21 protein-coding genes are annotated in these 20,125 nt (G+C 69.9%); 13 read left to right on the top strand and 8 right to left on the bottom strand.

Annotation, left to right across the window (positions count from 1 at the left end; translation table 11 throughout):
• Positions 1-60: 60 nt before the first annotated feature.
• From FY251_RS05990 to FY251_RS06000, 3 genes are all read right to left on the bottom strand, one after another.
• A complete protein-coding gene (locus FY251_RS05990; RefSeq protein ID WP_148413886.1) occupies positions 61-279 on the bottom strand; it encodes a hypothetical protein in 219 nt (72 codons plus the stop codon).
• A 94-nt stretch (positions 280-373) separates the two neighbouring features.
• Positions 374-1,726 (bottom strand): cytochrome P450, encoded by a 1,353-nt coding sequence (locus FY251_RS05995; protein ID WP_148413887.1) that lies wholly within the window; start codon positions 1,724-1,726, stop codon positions 374-376.
• 98 nt (positions 1,727-1,824) lie between these two features.
• Positions 1,825-2,478: a helix-turn-helix domain-containing protein gene (locus FY251_RS06000; RefSeq protein WP_148413888.1), complete on the bottom strand. Its 654-nt coding sequence runs from the start codon at positions 2,476-2,478 to the stop codon at positions 1,825-1,827.
• Between the two features lie 171 nt (positions 2,479-2,649).
• Here FY251_RS06000 and FY251_RS06005 point away from each other — a divergent pair, with 171 nt between their 5' ends.
• From FY251_RS06005 to FY251_RS06045, 9 genes are all read left to right on the top strand, one after another.
• Positions 2,650-3,969, top strand: coding sequence for an O-acetylhomoserine aminocarboxypropyltransferase/cysteine synthase family protein (locus FY251_RS06005; protein ID WP_148413889.1), 1,320 nt, complete (start codon positions 2,650-2,652; stop codon positions 3,967-3,969).
• The gene (metX, locus tag FY251_RS06010) at positions 3,966-5,213 is read left to right on the top strand and encodes a homoserine O-acetyltransferase (RefSeq protein WP_148413890.1); all 1,248 of its coding nucleotides are present in this window, start codon (positions 3,966-3,968) and stop codon (positions 5,211-5,213) included. Before FY251_RS06005 ends, metX begins: the two co-directional genes overlap by 4 nt.
• 132 nt (positions 5,214-5,345) lie before the next feature.
• Entirely contained in the window at positions 5,346-6,638 is a 1,293-nt protein-coding gene (locus tag FY251_RS06015) for an O-acetylhomoserine aminocarboxypropyltransferase/cysteine synthase family protein (protein WP_148413891.1), read from the top strand.
• Between the two features lie 158 nt (positions 6,639-6,796).
• Positions 6,797-7,918: an inorganic phosphate transporter gene (locus FY251_RS06020; protein WP_187367355.1), complete on the top strand. Its 1,122-nt coding sequence runs from the start codon at positions 6,797-6,799 to the stop codon at positions 7,916-7,918.
• 140 nt (positions 7,919-8,058) lie between these two features.
• Positions 8,059-8,448, top strand: a complete 390-nt coding sequence (gene fer / locus FY251_RS06025; protein ID WP_089777101.1) for a ferredoxin Fer — start codon at positions 8,059-8,061, stop codon at positions 8,446-8,448.
• 119 nt (positions 8,449-8,567) lie between these two features.
• Entirely contained in the window at positions 8,568-9,509 is a 942-nt protein-coding gene (locus FY251_RS06030; protein ID WP_148413893.1) for a hypothetical protein, read from the top strand.
• A gap of 73 nt (positions 9,510-9,582) precedes the next feature.
• Positions 9,583-10,641, top strand: a complete 1,059-nt coding sequence (locus FY251_RS06035) for an A24 family peptidase (protein ID WP_148413894.1) — start codon at positions 9,583-9,585, stop codon at positions 10,639-10,641.
• Between the two features lie 82 nt (positions 10,642-10,723).
• Positions 10,724-11,092, top strand: coding sequence for a phosphoribosyl-AMP cyclohydrolase (gene hisI / locus FY251_RS06040; protein WP_089777098.1), 369 nt, complete (start codon positions 10,724-10,726; stop codon positions 11,090-11,092).
• Between the two features lie 90 nt (positions 11,093-11,182).
• Positions 11,183-11,434: a hypothetical protein gene (locus FY251_RS06045; RefSeq protein WP_148413895.1), complete on the top strand. Its 252-nt coding sequence runs from the start codon at positions 11,183-11,185 to the stop codon at positions 11,432-11,434.
• Between the two features lie 45 nt (positions 11,435-11,479).
• Here FY251_RS06045 and glmM read toward each other — a convergent pair whose 3' ends face one another.
• Positions 11,480-12,844 (bottom strand): phosphoglucosamine mutase, encoded by a 1,365-nt coding sequence (gene glmM / locus FY251_RS06050; RefSeq protein ID WP_148413896.1) that lies wholly within the window; start codon positions 12,842-12,844, stop codon positions 11,480-11,482.
• Positions 12,845-12,983: 139 nt separating this feature from the next.
• Here glmM and hisA point away from each other — a divergent pair, with 139 nt between their 5' ends.
• Positions 12,984-13,700, top strand: a complete 717-nt coding sequence (gene hisA, locus FY251_RS06055) for a 1-(5-phosphoribosyl)-5-[(5-phosphoribosylamino)methylideneamino]imidazole-4-carboxamide isomerase (protein ID WP_148413897.1) — start codon at positions 12,984-12,986, stop codon at positions 13,698-13,700.
• 56 nt (positions 13,701-13,756) lie between these two features.
• On the opposite strand, the gene FY251_RS06060 is transcribed toward hisA, so the two are convergent.
• Both FY251_RS06060 and FY251_RS23045 read right to left on the bottom strand, forming a co-directional pair.
• Complete coding sequence (locus FY251_RS06060) at positions 13,757-13,945, bottom strand: hypothetical protein (RefSeq protein ID WP_148413898.1); 189 nt, start codon at positions 13,943-13,945, stop codon at positions 13,757-13,759.
• 75 nt (positions 13,946-14,020) lie between these two features.
• The gene (locus FY251_RS23045; protein ID WP_255516599.1) at positions 14,021-14,179 is read right to left on the bottom strand and encodes a hypothetical protein; all 159 of its coding nucleotides are present in this window, start codon (positions 14,177-14,179) and stop codon (positions 14,021-14,023) included.
• Between the two features lie 121 nt (positions 14,180-14,300).
• Here FY251_RS23045 and hisB point away from each other — a divergent pair, with 121 nt between their 5' ends.
• Entirely contained in the window at positions 14,301-14,894 is a 594-nt protein-coding gene (hisB, locus tag FY251_RS06070; protein ID WP_089777093.1) for an imidazoleglycerol-phosphate dehydratase HisB, read from the top strand.
• Between the two features lie 36 nt (positions 14,895-14,930).
• Here the strand turns inward: hisB and FY251_RS06075 are convergent, their stop codons facing one another.
• A complete protein-coding gene (locus FY251_RS06075; protein ID WP_148413900.1) occupies positions 14,931-15,614 on the bottom strand; it encodes a hypothetical protein in 684 nt (227 codons plus the stop codon).
• A gap of 171 nt (positions 15,615-15,785) precedes the next feature.
• Here FY251_RS06075 and FY251_RS06080 point away from each other — a divergent pair, with 171 nt between their 5' ends.
• Complete coding sequence (locus FY251_RS06080) at positions 15,786-16,289, top strand: ACT domain-containing protein (protein ID WP_148413901.1); 504 nt, start codon at positions 15,786-15,788, stop codon at positions 16,287-16,289.
• Positions 16,290-16,593: 304 nt separating this feature from the next.
• The gene (locus FY251_RS06085) at positions 16,594-17,226 is read left to right on the top strand and encodes a YigZ family protein (RefSeq protein WP_089777090.1); all 633 of its coding nucleotides are present in this window, start codon (positions 16,594-16,596) and stop codon (positions 17,224-17,226) included.
• Positions 17,227-17,254: 28 nt separating this feature from the next.
• Here the strand turns inward: FY251_RS06085 and FY251_RS06090 are convergent, their stop codons facing one another.
• Positions 17,255-20,122: a TRAP transporter fused permease subunit gene (locus tag FY251_RS06090; RefSeq protein ID WP_148413902.1), complete on the bottom strand. Its 2,868-nt coding sequence runs from the start codon at positions 20,120-20,122 to the stop codon at positions 17,255-17,257.
• Positions 20,123-20,125 lie beyond the last annotated feature (3 nt).

A 20,125-nucleotide genomic window follows, 5' to 3' on the forward strand; every position in this document is an offset into this window, starting at 1 on the left:
CTCCGGGGCGACGGCGAGTCGACCGGTGCGGCCGGCGGCGACGGCTCGTGCCGACCCGCGTCACGCGAACAGGTAGGCGACCCCGAGCGCGGACATGAAGACCCCGCCGAACCGCGTGAGCGTCACGTTCCACTCGGCGGGTTCGACCTCGTCTTTCGGGGTCTTGCTCCCGATGGCGTCGACCCGCTCGCCGAGTTTCGACACGCGGTAGGGGAACGCCGCCGCGGGGAGGCCGAATGCGAGAAAGACGGCGGCGACGAGGAGGAAGTCTCCGGCCATGGAACGCGTCCACGGCCTCGGAGAATAAGCGTGTTGGCGAGGCCGAAGCGCGCTGAGACTGCGGGGAACCGACCGACGCGACCCGCGCCGACGCTCACCTGCGGTTCACGACCATCTCGACCGAGCCCTCGGGACGGAGCGTAATCGAGGGGTCGAACGAGAGGTCGTGGGTCGGGTCGACCGTCCACGACTGGGCAATCGTCGCCAACGCGAGGCGCGCTTCCAGCATGGCGAAGCGGTCGCCGATACACCGGCGCGGGCCGCCGCCGAACGGGAAGTACGCGTACTTCGGGAGGTCGCGTTCGAAGTCCTTCGTCCACCGACTCGGCCGGAAGTCGAGGGGGTCGTCGTAGAACCGCGGGTCGCGGTGGAGGACCCACTGCTGGACCGCGACGGTCTGACCGGGTTCGACGCGGTAGCCGCCGACGGTGTCGGGTTCGGCGGCCTCGCGGATGAGTTCCCACACCGGCGGGTAGACGCGCATCCCCTCCTTGACGACCTGCTCGGTGTAGGTCAGGTCGTCGAGGTCGTCGAAGCCGGGGCGTTCGCCGCCGAGGACGGCGTCGAGTTCCTCGCGGAGCGTCGCCGCCTGCTCCGGGTTCGTCCCGAGGAGGTGGAGCGTGTAGGTGAGCGCCAGCACGGTCGTCTCGTGGCCGGCGAGGAGGATGGTCACGAGCTCGTCGCGTATCTGCTCGTCCGGCAGGGGCTCGCCGTCGTCGTCGCGGAACGTCAACAGGAGCGAGACGACGTCGTTGGCCTCGGGGTCGGGGTCGTTCTCGCGGTGCTCCGCCACGATGCGACCGACGACCTCGGTGAGGTCGTCCAGCGCCCGCTGGTACCGGCGGTTACGCGGGGTGGGGACCCACCGCGGCACGTCCACCGGGCGCTTCATCGAGGTCGACGAGTAGTCCATGACCGTTTCGAGGGCGTCGCCGACGGCGGACTCCTCCTCGCGGATGTCCACGTCGAACAGCGTCTTCGCGGCGATTTCGACGGTGAGGCTCATCATGTCCTCGTGGATGTCGCGCGTCTCGCCGTCCTCCCACGACGACAGCATGCGCTCCGTGTACTCGACCATCACGTCGCTGTAGCGCCGGAGCATCTGCGGGAGGAACGCCGGCTGCATCAGGTGGCGCTGCCGCCGCCAGAACTCGCCTTCGCTGGTGAGCAGACCGTCGCCGAGGACCGTCCCGAGCGACTCTTGGAACAGCCCGCCTTTGATGTACCGCTGGTTCTCCTGGACGAGGACGTGCTCGACGAGTTCGGGGTCGCTCAGTTGGTAGAAGGAGATGCCCCCGATGTCGTACTCGGCGACCGGACCGTACTCGCGGGCGACTCCGGTGATGAACGCCAGCGGGTCGTCCGCGTACCGGAGGGTGTGGTGAACCACGGGCTTCGACGGGGGACTCGGCGGTCGTTCTCGACTGCCTTGCGTGGCTTCTGACATGGATAGAGATACGGGCGGAACCGGGATGGCGCTACTGCCGATGCCCGCCGGCCCTTTATATAGTGGCCCACCAAGTCGGTGACGCGACGACGACGGGGTCACCCGAGGCGGTTCATCACGCGCGACTCGACCTTCCGGAGGTGTTCCGAGACGGTGCTCTGCGAGCAGTCGAGTTCGGCGGCGAGTTCCTCGACCGACACCCGGCGCGGGATGTCGTAGTAGCCGCGCTCGACGGCGGCGTCGAGCACTTCGCGCTGGCGGGCGGTGAGGTCCGCGCGGACGCCGCCGCGGACCGGCTCGTAGTCCGAGAGGCCGTCCACGCAGAACGCGTCTGTGAGCGAGTCGGGGAGTGACGTGACCGCGCCCGTGAGTTGCGCGTGGCTCCCGAGGACGTTGACGACGACGCCGTCGCGGGTGAGCCGAATCGGCATGTCCAAAAGCAGGTCGTGTTCGTCGACGAGTTCGAGCAATCGCCGCACGGCGTCGTCGGGGACGAGATGGACGTGGCAGACGACGCCGCCGTCGGCCGTCTCGTCGGCGTCGAAGTCGACGATATCGGGGTGGTCGGCCAGTCGCGCCTCGATGTCCGGCGGCACGTCTTCGAGGACGCAGAGTTCGACCACGGTCCCGTCGGGCCGGAGCCGCAGGTCGCGAAGCTCCCCGCACGGGTGGCGGCCGTCGACCGCGAACACGTCGTACGGGCTCCCGAACGGGTTTTCCTCGGCGTCGAAGTGGGCCCGGAGACACTTCATGCGTTAGTTCCCCTCTCGCGCCGCCGAGGTATGCAAGTTACTCTCCGACGCGGACCGCCTCGTTTCCTCTGCGCTCTCCCCCGGGCCGGCCGCCGCGTCCCGGCCGCAACCACGGGCAACGCTTGCCGTAACTGACGGTTATTCCTCCGTCCAAGATTATGCACCTGATACATGAATCGAGGCTTCCGCACGCTCGGCCTCCACGCCGGACAGGACCCGGACCCGGCGACAGGGGCCCGCGCCCCGCCGCTCTATCAGACCACGTCGTACGTCTTCGACGACGCGGACCACGCCGCGGACCTGTACGCCCTCGAAGCCGACGGCGACGTCTACTCCCGCATCTCCAACCCGACGACCCGCATCCTCGAACGCCGCCTCGCCGCCCTCGAAGCGGGCGTCGACGCGGTCGCCACCGCCTCGGGCATGGGCGCGCTCGACGCGCTCACGACCGTCCTCGCGTCCGTCGGCGACAACGTCGTCCTCTCGGAGGACATGTACGGCGGCACGGCCTCGTACTTCTCGAAGACCGCCGTCAGACGCGGCATCGAATCCCGGACCGTCGAGACGCTCGACGTGGACGCCTACGAGGCGGCCATCGACGAGGACACCGCCTTCGTCCACGTCGAGACGGTGGCGAACCCCTCGCTGAAGACGCCCGATTTCGAGGCCATCGCCGAGGTCGCCCACGAGCACCGCGTCCCGCTCGTCGTGGACAACACGTTCGCCACGCCCGCGCTCTGTCGGCCCATCGAACACGGCGCGGACATCGTCTGGGAGTCCACGACCAAGTGGCTCCACGGCTCCGGTACGACCGTTGGCGGCGTCGTCGTCGACGGCGGCACCTTCCCGTGGGACGCGGCCGACTACGACGAGCTTTCGGGCGAGAACCCCGCCTTCGGCGTCGACTTCGTCGAGCGGTTCGGCGAGCGCGCCTTCGCCGAGGCCGTCCGCCAGCGCGCCGTCAGGAGCACCGGCAGTTGCCAGTCGCCGTTCGATGCGTGGCAGACTCTGCAGGGCGTCGAGACGCTCGCGCTCCGGATGCGCGCCCACTGCGAGAACGCCCGCCGGGTCGCCGAGTTCCTCCGCGACCGCGACGGCGTCGCGTGGGTCACCTACCCCGGCTTCGAGGACCACGAGACCCACGACCTCGCGACCGAGTACCTGCAGGGCGGCTACGCCGGCATGGTCACCTTCGGCCTCGACGGCGCGGACGACGAGGCGGCCTACGGGGCCGCAAAGACCGTCTGCGAGTCGGTGGACCTCGTGAGCTTCCTCGCCAACATCGGCGACGCGAAGACGCTTCTCATCCATCCCGCGTCGACCACGCACGCCCAGCTCTCGATGGACGAACAGCGCGCCGCGGGCGTCGCGCCCGACATGCTCCGGTTGTCCGTCGGCATCGAGGACGCCGCCGACGTCATCGCCGACCTCGATCAGGCAATCGAACGCGCCCTTCGTCGGCAGGCCGATGGGGGCTCGGAGGAGCGATGAGCCGCACGCGAACCACGCCCGGTCGCCGGGTCGAATCCGATGTCGTCGACATCGGCGAACACGAGTTCGAGTCGGGCGAGATACTGCCGGACCTCAAGGTCGCCTACGAGGCTTACGGCGAGTTCGACGGGCAGAACGCGGTCCTCGTCTGCCACGGCCTCACCGGGAGCCAGCACGTCGCCGGCCACGGCACCGAGTCGGGCGTCTCCGGGCAGGCCCGCGCGTGGTGGGGTGACATCGTCGGGCCGGGCAAGGCGCTCGACACCAACGACTACTACGTCATCTGCGTGAACGTCCCGGGGTCGTGTTACGGCACGAGCGGCCCGGCGAGCGAGGGCCCCGACGGCGAGCCGTGGGGGACCGACTTCCCGCCGGTCACCGTCCACGACTGGACCCGCGCGCAGCGCCGCCTGCTCGACCACCTCGGCGTCGGCCGCTTACACGCCGTCGTCGGCGGCTCCGTCGGCGGCATGAACGCCCTCGACTGGGCCGTGCAGTTCCCCGACGACGTGGAGCGCCTCGCCGTCGTCGCCTCGGCGGCCCGCCTCGACTCGCAGTGTCTCGGCATCGACGCCGTCGCCCGCCGCGCCATCACCTCGGACCCGAACTGGAACGGCGGCGACTACTACGGCGAAGAGCGCCCGTCGCCCGACGCGGGCCTCGGCCTCGCCCGCCAACTCGGCCACCTGATGTACCTCTCGAAGGACTCGATGGAGCGCAAGTTCGGCCGGCGCTCCGCGGGCCGCGGCGACCGCGGCGACGCCTTCCCCTCGGACCCTGCAGCCGCGTTCTTCCCGTACCGCGAGGTCGAGTCCTACCTCGACTACCAGGCCGAGAAGTTCGCCGAGCGGTTCGACGCCAACGCGTATCTGTATCTCACGCGCGCCATGGACGACTTCGACCTCTCGGAGGGTTACGAGTCCGACGCGGCCGCCCTCGCCGCCTTCGAAGGCGAGTCGCTCCTCGTCTCGTTTACCGGCGACTGGCACTTCACGACCGAGCAGTCGGAGTCGCTGGCGGGCGCGTTCCGCCGCGTCGACGTGCCGGTCGCCCACCACGTCGTCGAGTCCGACCACGGCCACGACGCCTTCCTCGTCGAACCCGAGAAGGTCGGGCCGCCGCTCGGCGATTTCGTCGACGAGGGCGTCGCGGGCCGCGCGGTGACCGACACCGCGACCGACGGCGGGGAATCCGACGACGACGAGGACTTCGCGCCCGTTCACTCCTCGCTGTTCTCGCGCTGAGACGCGGGCGTCGAATCGAGGGTACCCCCGGTTCTCGGGGGCTTCTTCTGCGGGACGGTACCGCGTCGCAGAACCCGGCGGGAATTGCGACCGCCACCGCGATTTACGCCCGTCCGCTTCGACGGTCGAGGTATGAGCGACGACAACCCGGGCTTCCACACGCGGAGCCTCCACGCCGGACAGAGCCCCGACTCGGCGACGGGCGCGCGCGCGCCGCCGCTGTACCAGACCACCTCGTACGTCTTCGAGGACGCCGCCGACGCCGCCGCGCAGTTCGCCCTCGAAAAGCCGGGCCACATCTACTCGCGGCTGATGAACCCGACCGTCGGGATGCTGCAGGAGCGCCTCGCCTCGCTCGAAGGCGGCGTGGGCGCGGTCGCCACGTCGTCCGGGATGGCCGCGTTCGACCTCGCCACCTTCCTGCTCGCCTCGGCCGGCGACAACATCGTCTCCGCGTCGTCGCTGTACGGCGGGACCTACACCTACCTCACCCACACCGTCGAGCGCCGCGGCGTCACGACCCGGTTCGTCGACACCCTCGACGTGGACGCCTACGAGGAGGCCATCGACGACGACACCGCCTTCGTCCACCTCGAAACCATCGGCAACCCGGCGCTCGTGACGCCCGACATCGAGGCCATCGCCGAGGTCGCCCACGACCACGGGACGCCGCTGTTCGTGGACAACACGTTCGCCACGCCGTACCTCTGCAACCCCATCGAACACGGCGCGGACCTCGTCTGGCAGTCCACGACGAAGTGGATTCACGGGGCCGGCACGACCATCGGCGGCATCCTCGTCGACGGCGGGACCTTCCCGTGGGACGAGTACGCCGACGACTACCCCGAAATCGCCAAGCCGAACCCGGCGTACCACGGCGTCAACTTCGACGAGACGTTCGGTCCCGCCGGCTTCACCTACGCCGCCATCGCCCGCGGCCTGCGCGACCTCGGCAACGCCCAGTCGCCGTTCGACGCGTGGCAGACGCTCGAAAAGCTCGAATCGCTCCCGCTTCGGATGCGCGCGCACTGCGAGAATGCCCAGGCCGTCGCGGAGTTCTTAGACGACCACGAGAAGGTGTCGTGGGTGAACTACCCCGGCCTCGAATCCCACGAGACCCACGAGGAAGCGGCGAAGTACCTCGACGGCGGCTACGGCGGCATGATTACCTTCGGCCTCACCGACGGCTACGAGGCCGCCAAGGGCACCGTCAACAACGTCGAACTCGCGTCGCTCCTCGCCAACGTCGGCGACGCGAAGACGCTCGTCATCCACCCGTCGTCCACGACGCACCAGCAACTCACCGAGGACGAGCAGGCCGCCGCGGGCGTCACGCCCGACATGGTCCGCCTGTCGGTCGGCATCGAGGACGTCGACGACATCATCGACGACCTCGACCAGGCGATTCGCGCCGCGTCGAACTGAGTCGGCTCGCCTCGCCTCGGTGGAGTCGTTCCCGGCCGGCGGGTCGGCGTCGTCGGCGGCGGCGAGTGGGTCGGCGACCGACCGCCGTTCCTTTTATTCCCGCGTCAGTAGGTACCTCCGTGGTAGAAGCACTCCTCTTCGTCGGTCTCCTGGTGGCAGTGTTCGTCGGGTTCAACATCGGCGGCTCGTCAACGGGGGTCGCCTTCGGCCCCGCGGTCGGGAGCGACGTGCTCGGAAAGCTCGCCGCCGCGGCCCTGATGACCGGGTTCGCGCTCCTCGGCGGGTGGACCCTCGGCCGGGAAGTCGTCGCCAAGATGGGCGGTGAAATCGTCCCGCAAAGCGAGTTCACCCTCGCGGCGAGCGTCGCCGTCCTCTTTTTCGTCGGCTTCGCGCTGTTGGTCTCCAACACCTTCGGCGTCCCCGCGTCCACGTCGATGACGGCCGTCGGGGCCATCGCGGGCCTCGGTCTCGCCCACGGGTCGCTCGACGCCGGCGTGATGCTCGAAATCATCTCGTGGTGGATCGTCGCGCCCGTCATCGCCTTCTGGGTCTGCGCGGTCATCGGGCGGTACGTCTACCCCTACCTCGACGCGTGGCTCAAACTCGACCGAAGCCCCGGCGCGCTCGTCGCGCTCGACCGCGACGGCGGCGTCCCGCGGCCGCGACTCGGGCCGAACACGACATACCGGGAGTTCGGGAGCACCGTGCTCGTCGTCGTCGTCGCCTGTTACATGGCGTTCTCCGCGGGCGCGTCGAACGTCGCCAACGCGGTCGCCCCGCTCGTCGGCAACGGCGCGCTCGAAATGAACACCGGCATCCTCGTCGCCGGCGGCGCTATCGGCCTCGGCGCGTTCACCATCGCCCGCCGGACGCTCGACACGGTCGGCAACGACCTCACGCAACTGCCCATCCTCGCGGCGCTCATCGTCGAGACGGTGAGCGCGTCGCTCATCTCCTTCCTGTCGGCCATCGGCATCCCCGCCAGCCTCGCCGTGAGCGCGACGATGTGCATCGTCGGTCTCGGCTGGGGTCGGGCGACCCGTACCGTCACCCTCGGGGAGGCCCTGAGCGGCGGCGAGGCCCCGCCGGTCTCGGTCAACGCGCTCACCGTCGAACGCGAGGACGAGGTGCCGAAGATGGGCGAGGAAGCGCCGGACGAACTCTCCGCGCAGGACCTGTTCGACCCCGGCACGACCGGGCGCGTCATCTTCTTCTGGATGCTCACGCCCTCGCTTTCGGCCATCGCGTCGTACGCGTTGTTCTCGGCTGACATTATCTGAAGCGCTCGCCCGACCCGCCGGCCGTTCCGAAACCATCACGGTCAACAATGAAACAAACGGGCGGCCATCGCCCCGGTACGGGTCGAATTCGGCGCACGGAACAGCAAAGTCTAATGGGGTGGCCTTCGAATCCTCTGTCGATGCCCACGGTAACCTACCTCAACTACGAAGTTCTCGACGACAACGGCTGGGACCTCGACGACGACAACCTCTTCGAAGAGGCGGCCGACGCCGGTCTCGACGCCGAAGACTACGGTGAGATGGAAGTCAACCAGGGCGAGTACATCCTTGAAGCCGCCGAGGCCCAGGGCTACGACTGGCCCTTCAGCTGCCGCGCAGGTGCCTGCGCGAACTGTGCGGCCATCCTGAAAGAGGGCGAAATCGAGATGGACATGCAGCAGATCCTCTCCGACGAGGAGGTCAACGACAAGAACGTCCGTCTCACCTGCATCGGTTCGCCCATCGAGGACGAGGTCAAGATCGTCTACAACGCGAAGCACCTCGACTACCTGCAGAACCGCGTCATCTGAGGCGCTCACCCGCACATTTCTTTCGACGCGCCGACCCGTGACCAGCGGCTACGCCGTTTGTCCGCCCCGTGAACTGCGAGGCCGACAGCGATTTGTCCCGCGACGCGGTCGCTTCGCTCGTGTCGAGTCTCACGACCGTCGCCCGGGAACTCCGTTCTGACCGCTCGCTTCCGTCCGAAGCGACCGAACTCGGACGGCTCGGACTGTTTCTCGCCTGTCTCGCGGTGGCGAGCGCGGTCAGCTACTGGGTCGCGCTCAGGCTCCGCGGCGTCCCGATAGTCGGCGCGCTCTCGTCGCCGGACGTCGCCGGACTCGCGATTCCGACGCTCGCATACGCGAGCTATCGCGGCGTCTCGCTCCGGTTCGGCCCGCCCGAGCGGTCCCGACTCGCCGACGCGCTGGCGACGGCCCTCGCGCCGGGGCTCGCCGTCGTCGCCACGAGCGCCCTCCTCGCGGTCGGCTTCGACGCCTCGTACGCCGCGCTCGTCGGGTGGACGTACCACCCCGAGGCGTCGGTCGCAACGGCGGCGGTTCGGGCCGCCGAAGACGCGGCGCTCGCGGGGCTCGGGTTCGGGCTCCTCGTCGCGGTCGTGTTCGACCTCGGCTCGTCGCGGGTCGGCCTCTCGCCCGCTCGCGCGGTCGCCGCGACGGCCGCGCTCGTGACGTTCTTTCGCTCGGTGCTCCGCGACGCCGCCTTCACGCTGGTCGTCTTCCCGAAACCGTGGCGTGTCGCCACCGTCTCCCTTCTCCTCGTCGCTACCGTCTGCGGCTGCGTCGCCGCCGGCGTGACGTACCGAAGCGCGGTCGAGCGGTCGCTCCGCCCCGTCTCGCGGCCGGCGCTCGCTCCCCTGTTCGCCTTCGGACTGCTCGGTCTCGTCGCCTTCGGGACCGTCTTCGCCGAGTTCCCCGGCGGCGTCGAGCACCTCCTACGGGCGCTCGCGTTCGGCGTCGCCGCCTTCGGCTACGCCCGCGCGGAGTCGGTGTGGGTCCCCGCGGCCGCGCTGGCGCTGTTCTCGATTTCGGTTCGACTCGTCGGCTTCGTGGAACTCGCGGCGTTCTGACCCGTCGGCGGGGTCGGTTTCAGGATTGATACCCGTCCCGAACACCTAACTCCCCTGCCCCCAGTCTGCGGGTATGTTCGGTATCGGCACGCTCCCCGACCTCCTGCGGTTGGCGGTGCTCCCCATTCTCGCGTGGACCGCGGTACGCGACGTCCGCACGCGGCGCGTCCCCAACGTCGTCTGGTATCCGCTGGCCGCGCTGGGTCTCGTCCTGCTCGCGTGGGAACTGGTCGGCCACCTCCCGCCCGAGACCGTCTTCGACCGGCTCTATCTGATTCGCGTCGGCGTGAGCGTCTGTCTCGTCGTCCCGCTTTCGTACCTGTTCTGGCGGCTCGGCGGCTTCGGCGGCGCGGACGCGAAGGCGCTCATGGTGTTCGCCGTCCTGCTCCCGACGTTCCCCAGCTACACCCTCGCCGGGACGGAGTTCCCGCTGGCCGCCACCCGCCTCGGCGTCTTCTCGATGACGGTTCTCACGAACACGGTCATCGTCGGCCTCGCCTACCCGCTTTTCCTCGCCGCCCGGAACCTCGCCGACGGCGAGTTCGAGTTCCCCATCTCGTTCGTCGGCCGCCGCGTCCCCGTGGCGTCGCTCTCGACGGCCCACGGCCGCCTGTTCGAGTCGCCCGAGGGCGTCACGCGGAACGGCCTCGACCTCGACGCGCTCCGGATGTACCTGCGCTGGCGCGGCCTGACGCTCTCGGACCTGCGTTCGAACCCGGACACGCTCCGCGACCCCGACAGCATCGACGAGACGTTCGACCCGACGGACGGCGCGGTCCACCGCGCGGCGACCGACGGCGGCGCGTCGGCCGATTTCGACGGCGACGACGCGGCCGCGGACGCCGGCGACGGAGACACCGCCGGCGGAGGAGACGCCCCCGGCGACGGGGACGCGGACGCCCCGTCCGACGACCCGTGGGGCGCGGCCCGGTTCCTCGACAGCATCGAGGGCACCGCCTACGGCACGTCGCCCGAGAAACTCCGCGGCGGACTGGAACTCGCGGCGACCCGCGAGTCGGTGTGGATTTCCCCGGGCATCCCGTTTCTCGTCCCCATGTTCGTCGGCCTCGTCGTCGCGTTCGTCTACGGCGACGTCCTCTTCGGCGTCCTCGGCGCGCTCGGCATCGTCTGAGAACTCGCGGAGAGTCGGGTCGGGCGCGCCTCCCGCGCGGCGACGCACAAGAGATAACCCCCGCCACCGCGTGGCCCGAACCATGACCGTCGATGTCGACTTCGGCGAGGACGGCCTCGTCCCCGCCGTGGCGCAGGACGCCGACTCCGGAGAGGTGCTCATGCTGGCGTACGTCTCGCCCGAGGCGCTCGACCGAACCGTCGAGACGGGCCGGGCGCACTACTACTCGCGGAGCCGCGACGAACTCTGGGAGAAGGGTGCTTCGAGCGGCCACACACAGGAGATTCGGGAGGTCCGCGTCGACTGCGACGCCGACACCCTGCTGTACCTCGTCGACCAGACCGGCGGCGCGTGCCACACCGGCCACCGGTCGTGTTTCTACCGCACCGTCGAGGGCGAGCACGTCGGCGAGCGCGTCTTCGACCCCGACGCGGTCTACGACGACGAGTGACCGATGCGAGCCGACCGATGACGGGCGCGACCGGCGCGACGACCACGGCGACCCCCGTGGCGACCGACCGATGACCGCGGTCGCGGGCCGATGGTGAACGTCAGTCCGATTTCGGTGGTCGCCATCGTCGTTGGGCTGACCTGTTTCGCCCTCGGCGGCCGACTGCTCAAGAGCGCCGCGGCCGCCCGCCGGGTCGCCCGCTCCGACGACCCGGAGTTCGTCCTCGACCCGACCCGCGAGGACCCGCCGGACGACGAACTCGACGGCGACGACCTCGAACGCGGCTTCATGCTTCTGGTGTTCGGCGCGCTGGCGCTCCTGTTCGCGGCGATTAGCCTGTGAGCGGCGCGTGAAAAGAGGTTCTTTTCGGTCGGTTCTGCGGTCGAGTTACAGCGTCGCAACCGCGTGTCGGAGCGCGTCGGCGGCGTCCTCGGCGAGTTCGCTCGCGCGCTCCTCGGAGCGACCTTCGGCGTAGACGCGGACCTTCGGCTCGGTCCCGGAGGGGCGGACGAGCACCCACGCGTCGCCGTAGTCGAGGCGGTAGCCGTCGGTCGTGTTCGGGGTCGCGTCGGCCGATTCGGCGTAGTCGGCGGCGGCGTTGAGCATCGCCGTCAGCTCGGCTTCCTCGTCGTATTCGAGATTGATGCGGACGTTGTAGTAGTCCTGATACGGGGCGACGAGTTCGCTCGGCGGGCGCTCGGCGACGAGTTCGAGGAACTTCGCCGCGATGTACGCGCCGTCGCGGACGAGGCGGTAGTTGGGGTAGAACACCCCTCCGTTGCCCTCGCCCGCGACGGGGACGTTCCGCCCCTCGCGCCAGAGTTCGCGGACGCGGGTGATGAGGTTCGTCGCGCCGATGGGCGTGAGTTCGAGGTCGGCACCGACCGCCTCGCAGACGTCGACGAGCCGCTGGGAGACGTTCACGGCGGAGACGGTCGCGTCGCCCGGTTCGAGGGCGGCGGCCGCGAGGGCGGCAAGCGACGCCTCGCCGGAGATGCACTCGCCGCGCTCGTTCACGAAGACGGCCCGGTCGGCGTCGCCGTCGTGGGCGATTCCCACGTCGGCGTCGGTCGCGCGGACGAGACGTTCGAGGTCGCGGAGGTTCTCGGGGACCGGTTCGGACTGGCGGCCGGGGAAGTGGCCGTCGGGTTGGGCGTTGACGGTGCGGACCTCGCAGCCGAGTTCGCGGAGGAAGTCGGGCGTGACGAGCGACCCGGCACCGTGGCCGGGGTCGAGCGCGACCGTGAGGTTCGCGGCGGCGATCTTCTCGCGGTCGACGTTGGCGAGGAGGTCCTCGCGGTAGCCGTCGTTCGCGGTCTCGACCGACCGGACGCTCCCGACGGCGTCCCACTCGGCCACGTCGAACTCCTCGGCGAGGATGTGGTCTTCGATGCGCTCTAACTCCTCGACGGCGAGTTCGACGCCGTCGTCGCCGACGAGTTTGACGCCGTTGAACTCCGGCGGGTTGTGCGAGGCCGTGATGACGACGCCCGGAACGGTCTCGGTCTCGCAGTAGCGGACCGCGGCGGGAGTGGGGACGACGCCGAGGTCGTCCACGTCGACGCCGACGCTCGCCAGCCCGGACTCGGCGGCGTTGACGAACATCTCACCCGTCGTCCGGGTGTCCCGTGCGATGGCGACCCGGTCCGCGTTCCAGACCGTGCCGGCGGCCTTGGCGACGCGGAGGACGAACTCCGGGGTGAGGCTCTCACCCACCACGCCGCGGGTGCCGCTGGAACCGAAGAGTTTCATTGAGTGTGTGTGAACCCCGGCGCGACAAAGCCGTTCCGAACTGGTGGCTCCGCTGAGACGTTTCCCGCCGCGTCTCGGTCACCGACTCCCGGTCGCCGTATCCGGTGCGTTTACGCACGTCGCTCGCCCACGGTGGCGTATGTTCCCGGAGTTCGAAGTCGTCCCCGCGGTCGACATGCAAGACGGCGAGGTCGTCCAGCTCGTGCAGGGCGAACGCGGCACCGAAAAGACCTACGGCGACCCGGTCGAGGCCGCCCGCCGCTGGGTCGACGCCGGCGCGGAGACGCTCCACCTCGTCGACCTCGACGGCGCGTTCGAGGGCGAGCGGAAGAACGCCCCGGCGGTCGACGCCGTCCTCGACGCGGTCGACGTGCCGCTCCAACTCGGCGGCGGCATCCGCACCGCCGACGACGCCCGCGACCTTCTGAACCGCGGCGTCGACCGCGTCATCCTCGGCACCGCGGCCGTCGAGAACCCCGACATCGTCGCCGAGCTCGCCGACGACTACCCCGACGGCGTGATGGTCAGCCTCGACGCGAAGGGCGGCGAGGTCGTCGTCTCCGGGTGGACCGAGGGGACCGGTCTCGACCCCGCCGAGGCGGCCGCCCGGTACGAGGACCTCGGCGCGGCGGCCATCCTCTTTACCGACGTTGACGTGGAGGGGCGACTCGAAGGCGTCCACCTCGACACGACCTCGGCGGTCGTCGACGCGGTCGACATCCCGGTCGTCGCCTCCGGCGGCGTCGCCTCGCTCGACGACGTCCGCGCGCTCCGCGAGGCGGGCGCGGCGGCGACCGTCGTCGGCACCGCGCTCTACGAGGGCCGGTTCACGCTCGCAGAGGCGATGGAGGCGTAGCCGCGTCGCTCACGTCCCACGCGCCCAGCGCCGAAGCGCCGCGCGGCCGCGCGGCGCTACGCGTCGAGATACGCGGCGACGGCCGCGACGAGGCTCTCGACCGTTCCGTAGACGCCGACGGCGACGAACAGCGCGCCGATTATCACGGTCTCGGGGCGCGAGGTCGCGAGGAACGGCCCGGCGAGGACGAGCATGCTGACCGTCACGACGTCCCGTTTCGGGCTGCCGGTCGCTCCGCGCCGCATCAGTCGCTCGCCCCCGGACGAGTCGGCTCACGGCGCATCCGCTCGCGGCGCGTCGACCCCCGCCGCGTCGGCTCGCTACCTGTCACTTCGGACGCCCCCGCCGAGCACCGCCGCGCCGACCGCGAGCGTCACCAGCGCGACGCCGAACGCGACGGCGACCCCGGACCGCGCGGTGAGCAGGAGTCCCCCGACGCAGATGGTGTACCCCACCACCAGCGCTCCCTTTCGCTGCATACCCCACCGTACGCGTCCGAAACCATGAACGTCCGTCAGACGCGCGTCTGACGCGCCGGTGGCGTGAATCACCCGCTCGGCGACGAGAATCCCTATATGCGCGGCCCGCCTCGAACGCGACATGAGCGACGCCGACCGACGCGCGGCCGTCTCCAGAGAGACGGCCGAGACGACCATCGACGTGACGCTGGCCATCGACGGCGACGGCGACGCGGTCGTCGACACCGGTATCGGATTCTTCGACCACATGCTGGAGGCCTTCGCCAAACACGGCCTGTTCGACCTGACCGTCCAGTGCGACGGCGACCTCCACATCGACGACCACCACACCGTCGAGGACGTGGCCATCGTCCTCGGCGAGGCGTTCACCGAGGCGCTCGGCGACAAGCGCGGCATCGTCCGCTACGCCGACCGCAAGGTCCCGCTCGACGAGGCCGTCGCCTCCGTCGTCGTGGACGTGTCGGGCCGCCCCTTCTTCGAGTTCTCCGGGGAGTTCTCCCAGCCCTCTATCGGCGAGTTCACCAGCCACATGGCCGAGCACTTCGCCATGTCGCTCGCGATGAACGCCGGCCTCACGCTCCACGCGGGCGTCGAGGGCGACAACGCCCACCACGAGGTCGAGGCGCTGTTCAAGGCGCTGGCGCGGTCGCTCGACGACGCGACTCGCGTGGACCCGCGGCGCTCCGACACGCCGAGCACGAAAGGGAAACTGTAGTCACCGCTTTTTCTCCGAGTTCCCGCGTTCGACCGCTCAGGGCCGCCGGAGCGTCCCCGCGTCGTCGACGAGCAGGCCGCGTTCGATTGCGTAGTCGAAGATATCGGCGACCTCGTCGTCGTCGAGGTCGTACGCGCCGGACGCCAGCGCCTCGACCTCCGCCCGCTCGACGGGGAACTCCCGGTTCTGGAGGATGCGGATGACCTTCCGGAACTTCGGCGGCTCCCCGTCCCGGCCGGACGACTCGGCGCTCGTCTGTGGCTCCTCGGCGGCGGCGACCGACTCGGGTTCGTCGTCGGTCTGTTCTGCTTCGTCGGTCTGTTCTGCTTCGTCGGTCTGTTCTGCTTCGCCGGTCTGTTCCGCTTCGTCGGAGTCGCCGGTCTCGTCCGACGAGTCGTGGTTCGCCGGCTCCGGCGGCGTCGGCGCGGGGTCGACCGCGTTCACGTCGACGGAGGCGGCCTCGCCGACCGACCCGCCCGCAGTTCGCTCCGGTGCCGCGGACGCGCCCGTCTCGGCCCGCGCGTCGTCGGCCACGTCCACGTCGGCGTCGACGCCGAGTCGGGAGAGAAGCGGCGCGATGACCTCGCCGAGCGTCTCCTCGCAGTGCTCGCAGAGGACGACGCGGCGCTGGTCGTCGGCCGGCGTCAACGCCGGCGGCAGTACCTCGAACACGCCGACGGCGTCGGTCCCACAGAAGTCGCAGGTGCGTAGTTCGCGCATGCACGACGGGTCTCCGCGCCGACGGTTAAACCCACTCCCCGGCCGCGACCCCGGTGGCCTGCCCGCGGCGTCGGTCGCCCGTCCGCGGCGTCGCCCCCGCGGCACCGTCGCCCCGCGGTCGCCGGTGACGGACCACTTAATGTACCCGCCCGCAAATCCCCCGACCAACGAATGTTCGACGAGATTATGGAGAAGTTCGAGGGCAGCCCGAGCCAGCAGGCCGTCATCCGGCTCCTCTTGGAACGGGGCTTTTCCGTCAACGACCAGGGACGGGTCGTCTCGGGCGGCATCGAGATACCGAACACCGGCATCGCCCGCGAGGCCGACGTCGACCGGCGGGTCGTCGACTCGACGACAGACGCCATCCTCGCCGACGAGGAGCTTCGGCGAATCTTCCAGAACATCTCGTCGATTCCGAGCCTGATGGACCTCGCGCCGGTGCTCGACCTCTCCGTGCTCACCGTCGAGGTCGCCGACGCCGACGAGCCCGGCATCGTCGCCACCGTCACCTCGAAGCTCGCCGACGCGGACATCTCGATTCGACAGACGATAAGCGAGGACCCCGAGTTCACCGACGACCCGAAGCTCTACATCATCACCGACGAACCGATTCCCGGCGACCTGCTCAACGACCTGTCGAACCTCGATTTCGTCCGCCGAATCACCATCGCCTGAGCCGGTCCGTCGGCTCCGCGAATATTCTGTCAACGCTGCAATAAGATTCTTGTGACCTCCCGCGGTAGGTTTTCGCATGGGTTCCATGCGCAGTTGCATGTGCTGTGGTGAGCCGATCTCCGAGACGCGCCACCTCTGCGGCGTCTGCATCCAAAACGGGTGTACGTCGTACGCGGACGCCTGCGGTCAGTAGCGCGTCGCGTTCGGTCCGCGCCCCCGTCGCCTTCCCTTCCCCGACGCCGGCGTCGGTTCGCCGACGACACGGTGCGAACGCTTTTCCACGCCGCGCCGCCAACTCGGTGGCATGACCGACGCCTATCGAACCGTCGCCGGCCGGGCCGACGCCCGCTTCGAGGTCAACGGCTCGGAGTTCATCGGCTACGTCTCCCCCGCGGAGACGGTCGAGGAGGCGGAGGCGTTCGTCGCCGAAATCGAGGAGCGCCACCCCGACGCCACCCACAACGTCCCCGCCTACCGGGTGCCCGCGGGGTCGGCCTCGTCGTCGGTGCCCGGCGGGGGGAGCGTCATGCTCCGCGAGTACCAGAGCGACGACGGCGAGCCGAGCGGTTCGTCGGGCAAACCGGCGCTCAACGTCCTCGTTCAGCAAGACGTGCGCAACGTCGCCGCCGTCGTGACGCGCTACTACGGCGGCACCAACCTCGGCGTCGGCGGCCTCGCTCGCGCGTACTCCCGGGCCGTGAAGGAGGCGCTCGACGCCGCGGGCGTCGTCGAGGAGATACCCCACGAGCGGTTCACCGCGACCGTCGAGTACGACGACTCGGGGAGCGTCCGCGGCCTCTTGGAGAGCGCGGGCGTCGAGTTCGAGGCCGCCTACGAGGCCGACGTCTCCTTCGCGGTCCGCGTCCCCGTCGAGGACGGCCCGGACCTCCGCGACCGCATCCGAAGCGCGACCAGCGGCCGCGCGGACATCGAGTAGCGCGGCCGCGACGTTCCGTTTTCGACGTTCAGTCGGTCGGCTCTACCTGTTCCGCGGGGGTCGGCGCGGCCTTGTCGCCCGCCTCGCGGCGGTTCTTCGCGGCCAGCGCGCCGAACAGCGCCCCGCCGGCCGCGCGCATGGCGAGGTCGACGGGGACCGTGTTGGGGACCTCGCCGACGAGTCCGAGGAAGCCGCCGAGGTCGTACACGGCGTTCAGAAGCAGCATCGGTGCCATGAGGAGGAACGCCGAGAGGGCGAACAGGGCGCGTTCGGTCTGCGACACGCGGCTGTAGAGGTAGCCGATGACGGTCGCGCCCAGTCCGACGACGCCGACGAAGACGCCCGCCACCGGGATGACCACCTCGGGGACGAAGTAGCCCACGTCGGCCACGTCGGCGAACGTGACGACCGCCGCGGCCTCGCCCCGCCCGCGGAGGAGCAGGATGCCCGGCGTGAGGGCGAACGCGAACGGCACGATGGCCTTGTTGAGCGACAGCGAGAACGCCTTCGTCCCGGTCCGGAACGGATTGGACCGGGCGATACCGGAGGCGGCGTACGCCGCGACCGCCACCGGCGGTGTGATGTCCGCTATCACCCCGAAGTAGAGGATGAACAGGTGGGCCGCGAGCAGCGGGATGTCGGAGGACTGCGCGATGGCCGGCCCGAGCAGCGAGACGAGGATGATGTACGTCACCGTCGTCGGCATCCCCATCCCGAGGATGATGGAGGCGATGGCGGTGAAAAGCAGCAGGAGGACGATAGAGCCGCCGGCGACCGCCTTGATGAGCGCGGTCAGGTTCGGGCCGAGTCCGGTCGCGCTGACGACGCCGGGGATGATGCCCGCGGCGGCGACGGCGACGACGACCTCGGTCGAGGTGCGCGCGCCGGAGTCCATCGACTTCCCGATGAACGTCACGTAGCGGAAGACGTTCAGGTCGGACAGCGACGGCCGCGAGACGGCGTTGGCGACGTTGTCGGCCGCCTCGTCGACCGCGTCGTCGAACTCCAACAGCGGCGAGTCGAGCGCCGGCCGGACGAGCATCACGACGAGGCTGACGAAGATGGCGATGACGCCGAGGTCGCCCGCGGCGGCGAACAGCGCGGCGGTCGCGCCCAGCGGGTCGCCGCTCCCGCCGGTGACCGCGTCGACGATGCCGACGCCGGTGGTGACGTACGAGCCGAGTTGCGCGACGAACGCCGCCGCGATAGCGCCCAAGAGGGGGACGCGGGTCCGCTCGCTGTACGCCGCGACGACGGACAGAAGCGCCATGATGGCGATGAGCGTGAACCACGCCGAGCGCGCGACCGTCAGGCGCTCGACGAGCAGGTAGTACATGAGCAACACGAGCGGGATGAGGTAGAACCACCCGCGGGAGAGGTGCTTGCCGAGGTCGACGACCTCGGAGCGGTCGAGGCCGCCGATACCGGCCCGGGTCGCTTCGAGGTGGACCATCACCCACACGCCGAAGAAGAACACCACGGCGGGGATGGCCGCCGCGATGATGATGTCGGAGAAGGGGACGCCGATGAACTCAATCATGAGGAACGCCGCCGCGCCCATCACCGGCGGGAGAATCTGTCCGCCGGAGGAGGCGGAGGCCTCGACGGCCCCGGCGAACTCCGAGCGGTAGCCGGAGCGCTTCATCAGCGGGATGGTGAACGCGCCGGTCGTCACCGTGTTGGCGATGGAGGAGCCGGAGATGGTCCCCATGAAGCCGGACGCGAGGATAGACGCCTTCGCCGGGCCGCCCTTTCGGGTCCCGGTCGCGGCGTACGCGAGGTCGATGAACCACTGGCCGGCCCCGGACATCTCCAGGAACGCCCCGAACAGGATGAAGATGTAGATGAACTGCACGGAGACGGTGACCGGGATGCCGAAGACGCCGTTTTCGGTGTTGTACCAGAGGTTCTGGACGATGTTCGCCCACGACCCCTCGGGGATGGACAGCACGCCGACCAGCGGCATCGACGGCGAGATGAGGTAGCCGAACTTCGCGTAGACGATGAACGAGGCGACGATGACCATCAGGTAGAACCCGAGCGAGCGGCGGGTCGCCTCCAGGACGAGGAGGACGCCGACCGCGCCGAGGAAGAACGGGTAGGACACGTCCGCGAAGGGGAGCACGCCGATGACCGCGACGACCGCGTCGGCGAGGAAGCCCAGCGGGCCGAGCGTCTCGGACAGCGAGACGAACGGTGCGCCGAGGTACTCGGCGACCGTCCGACCGGCTTCGAGTCCGAACACGCGAAGTTGCTGTATCTCGGACCACTCGAACACCATGTAGGCCGCCGTGGCGACGGCGAGTACGATGCAGAACACGTCGAGCGGCGTCACGCGCTCGCGTTCGGGGTCGACCGCGAGCCACCGGACGAACCGGCGGAGGCCCGCCGCACCGCGGGTGAGCGGGTGGTCCTCGCCGAGACTCGACGCGAGGCTCGGGACCACGCGGCCGAGCGCCGTGGCGAACCTGCCGTGGCCGGTCGTCGGCGGGAAGAGGACGAACGCCAACACGAGCGCGAAGGCGACGTGGATCGAGTTCACCTGCAGGAGTTGGAGCGCCCCCAGCGACACCTCGCCGACGAGCGGTAGCGTCGCGGCGAACTCGAAGCCGCGGGCGGCCAGCCACGACTGGAAGACGGAAAACGAGATCGCGACGAGCGACGTGAGAATCGCCGCCCACCCCGAGAGCGTCCGCTTCCGGTCGATGCCCTCCAGCATCTCCTGTGCCTCTTCTTCGGATAGTTCTTCGTCGGTGCTCGCGGCCTCGCGGTCGTCGTCCGCGGGCGACTCGCCGCCGTCGGTTCGAACCGGCGGGTCGGCCGGTGCCGCGTCGGGCCGGGAGTCGCGTCGGTCGTCGGGGCCGTCGGTTCGGCCCTCGTCGTGTGTTCGGTTCATCGT

This window comes from Haloferax sp. KTX1, from assembly GCF_902410085.1.
GTDB classification, from domain to species: Archaea; Halobacteriota; Halobacteria; order Halobacteriales; family Haloferacaceae; genus Haloferax; species Haloferax massiliensis.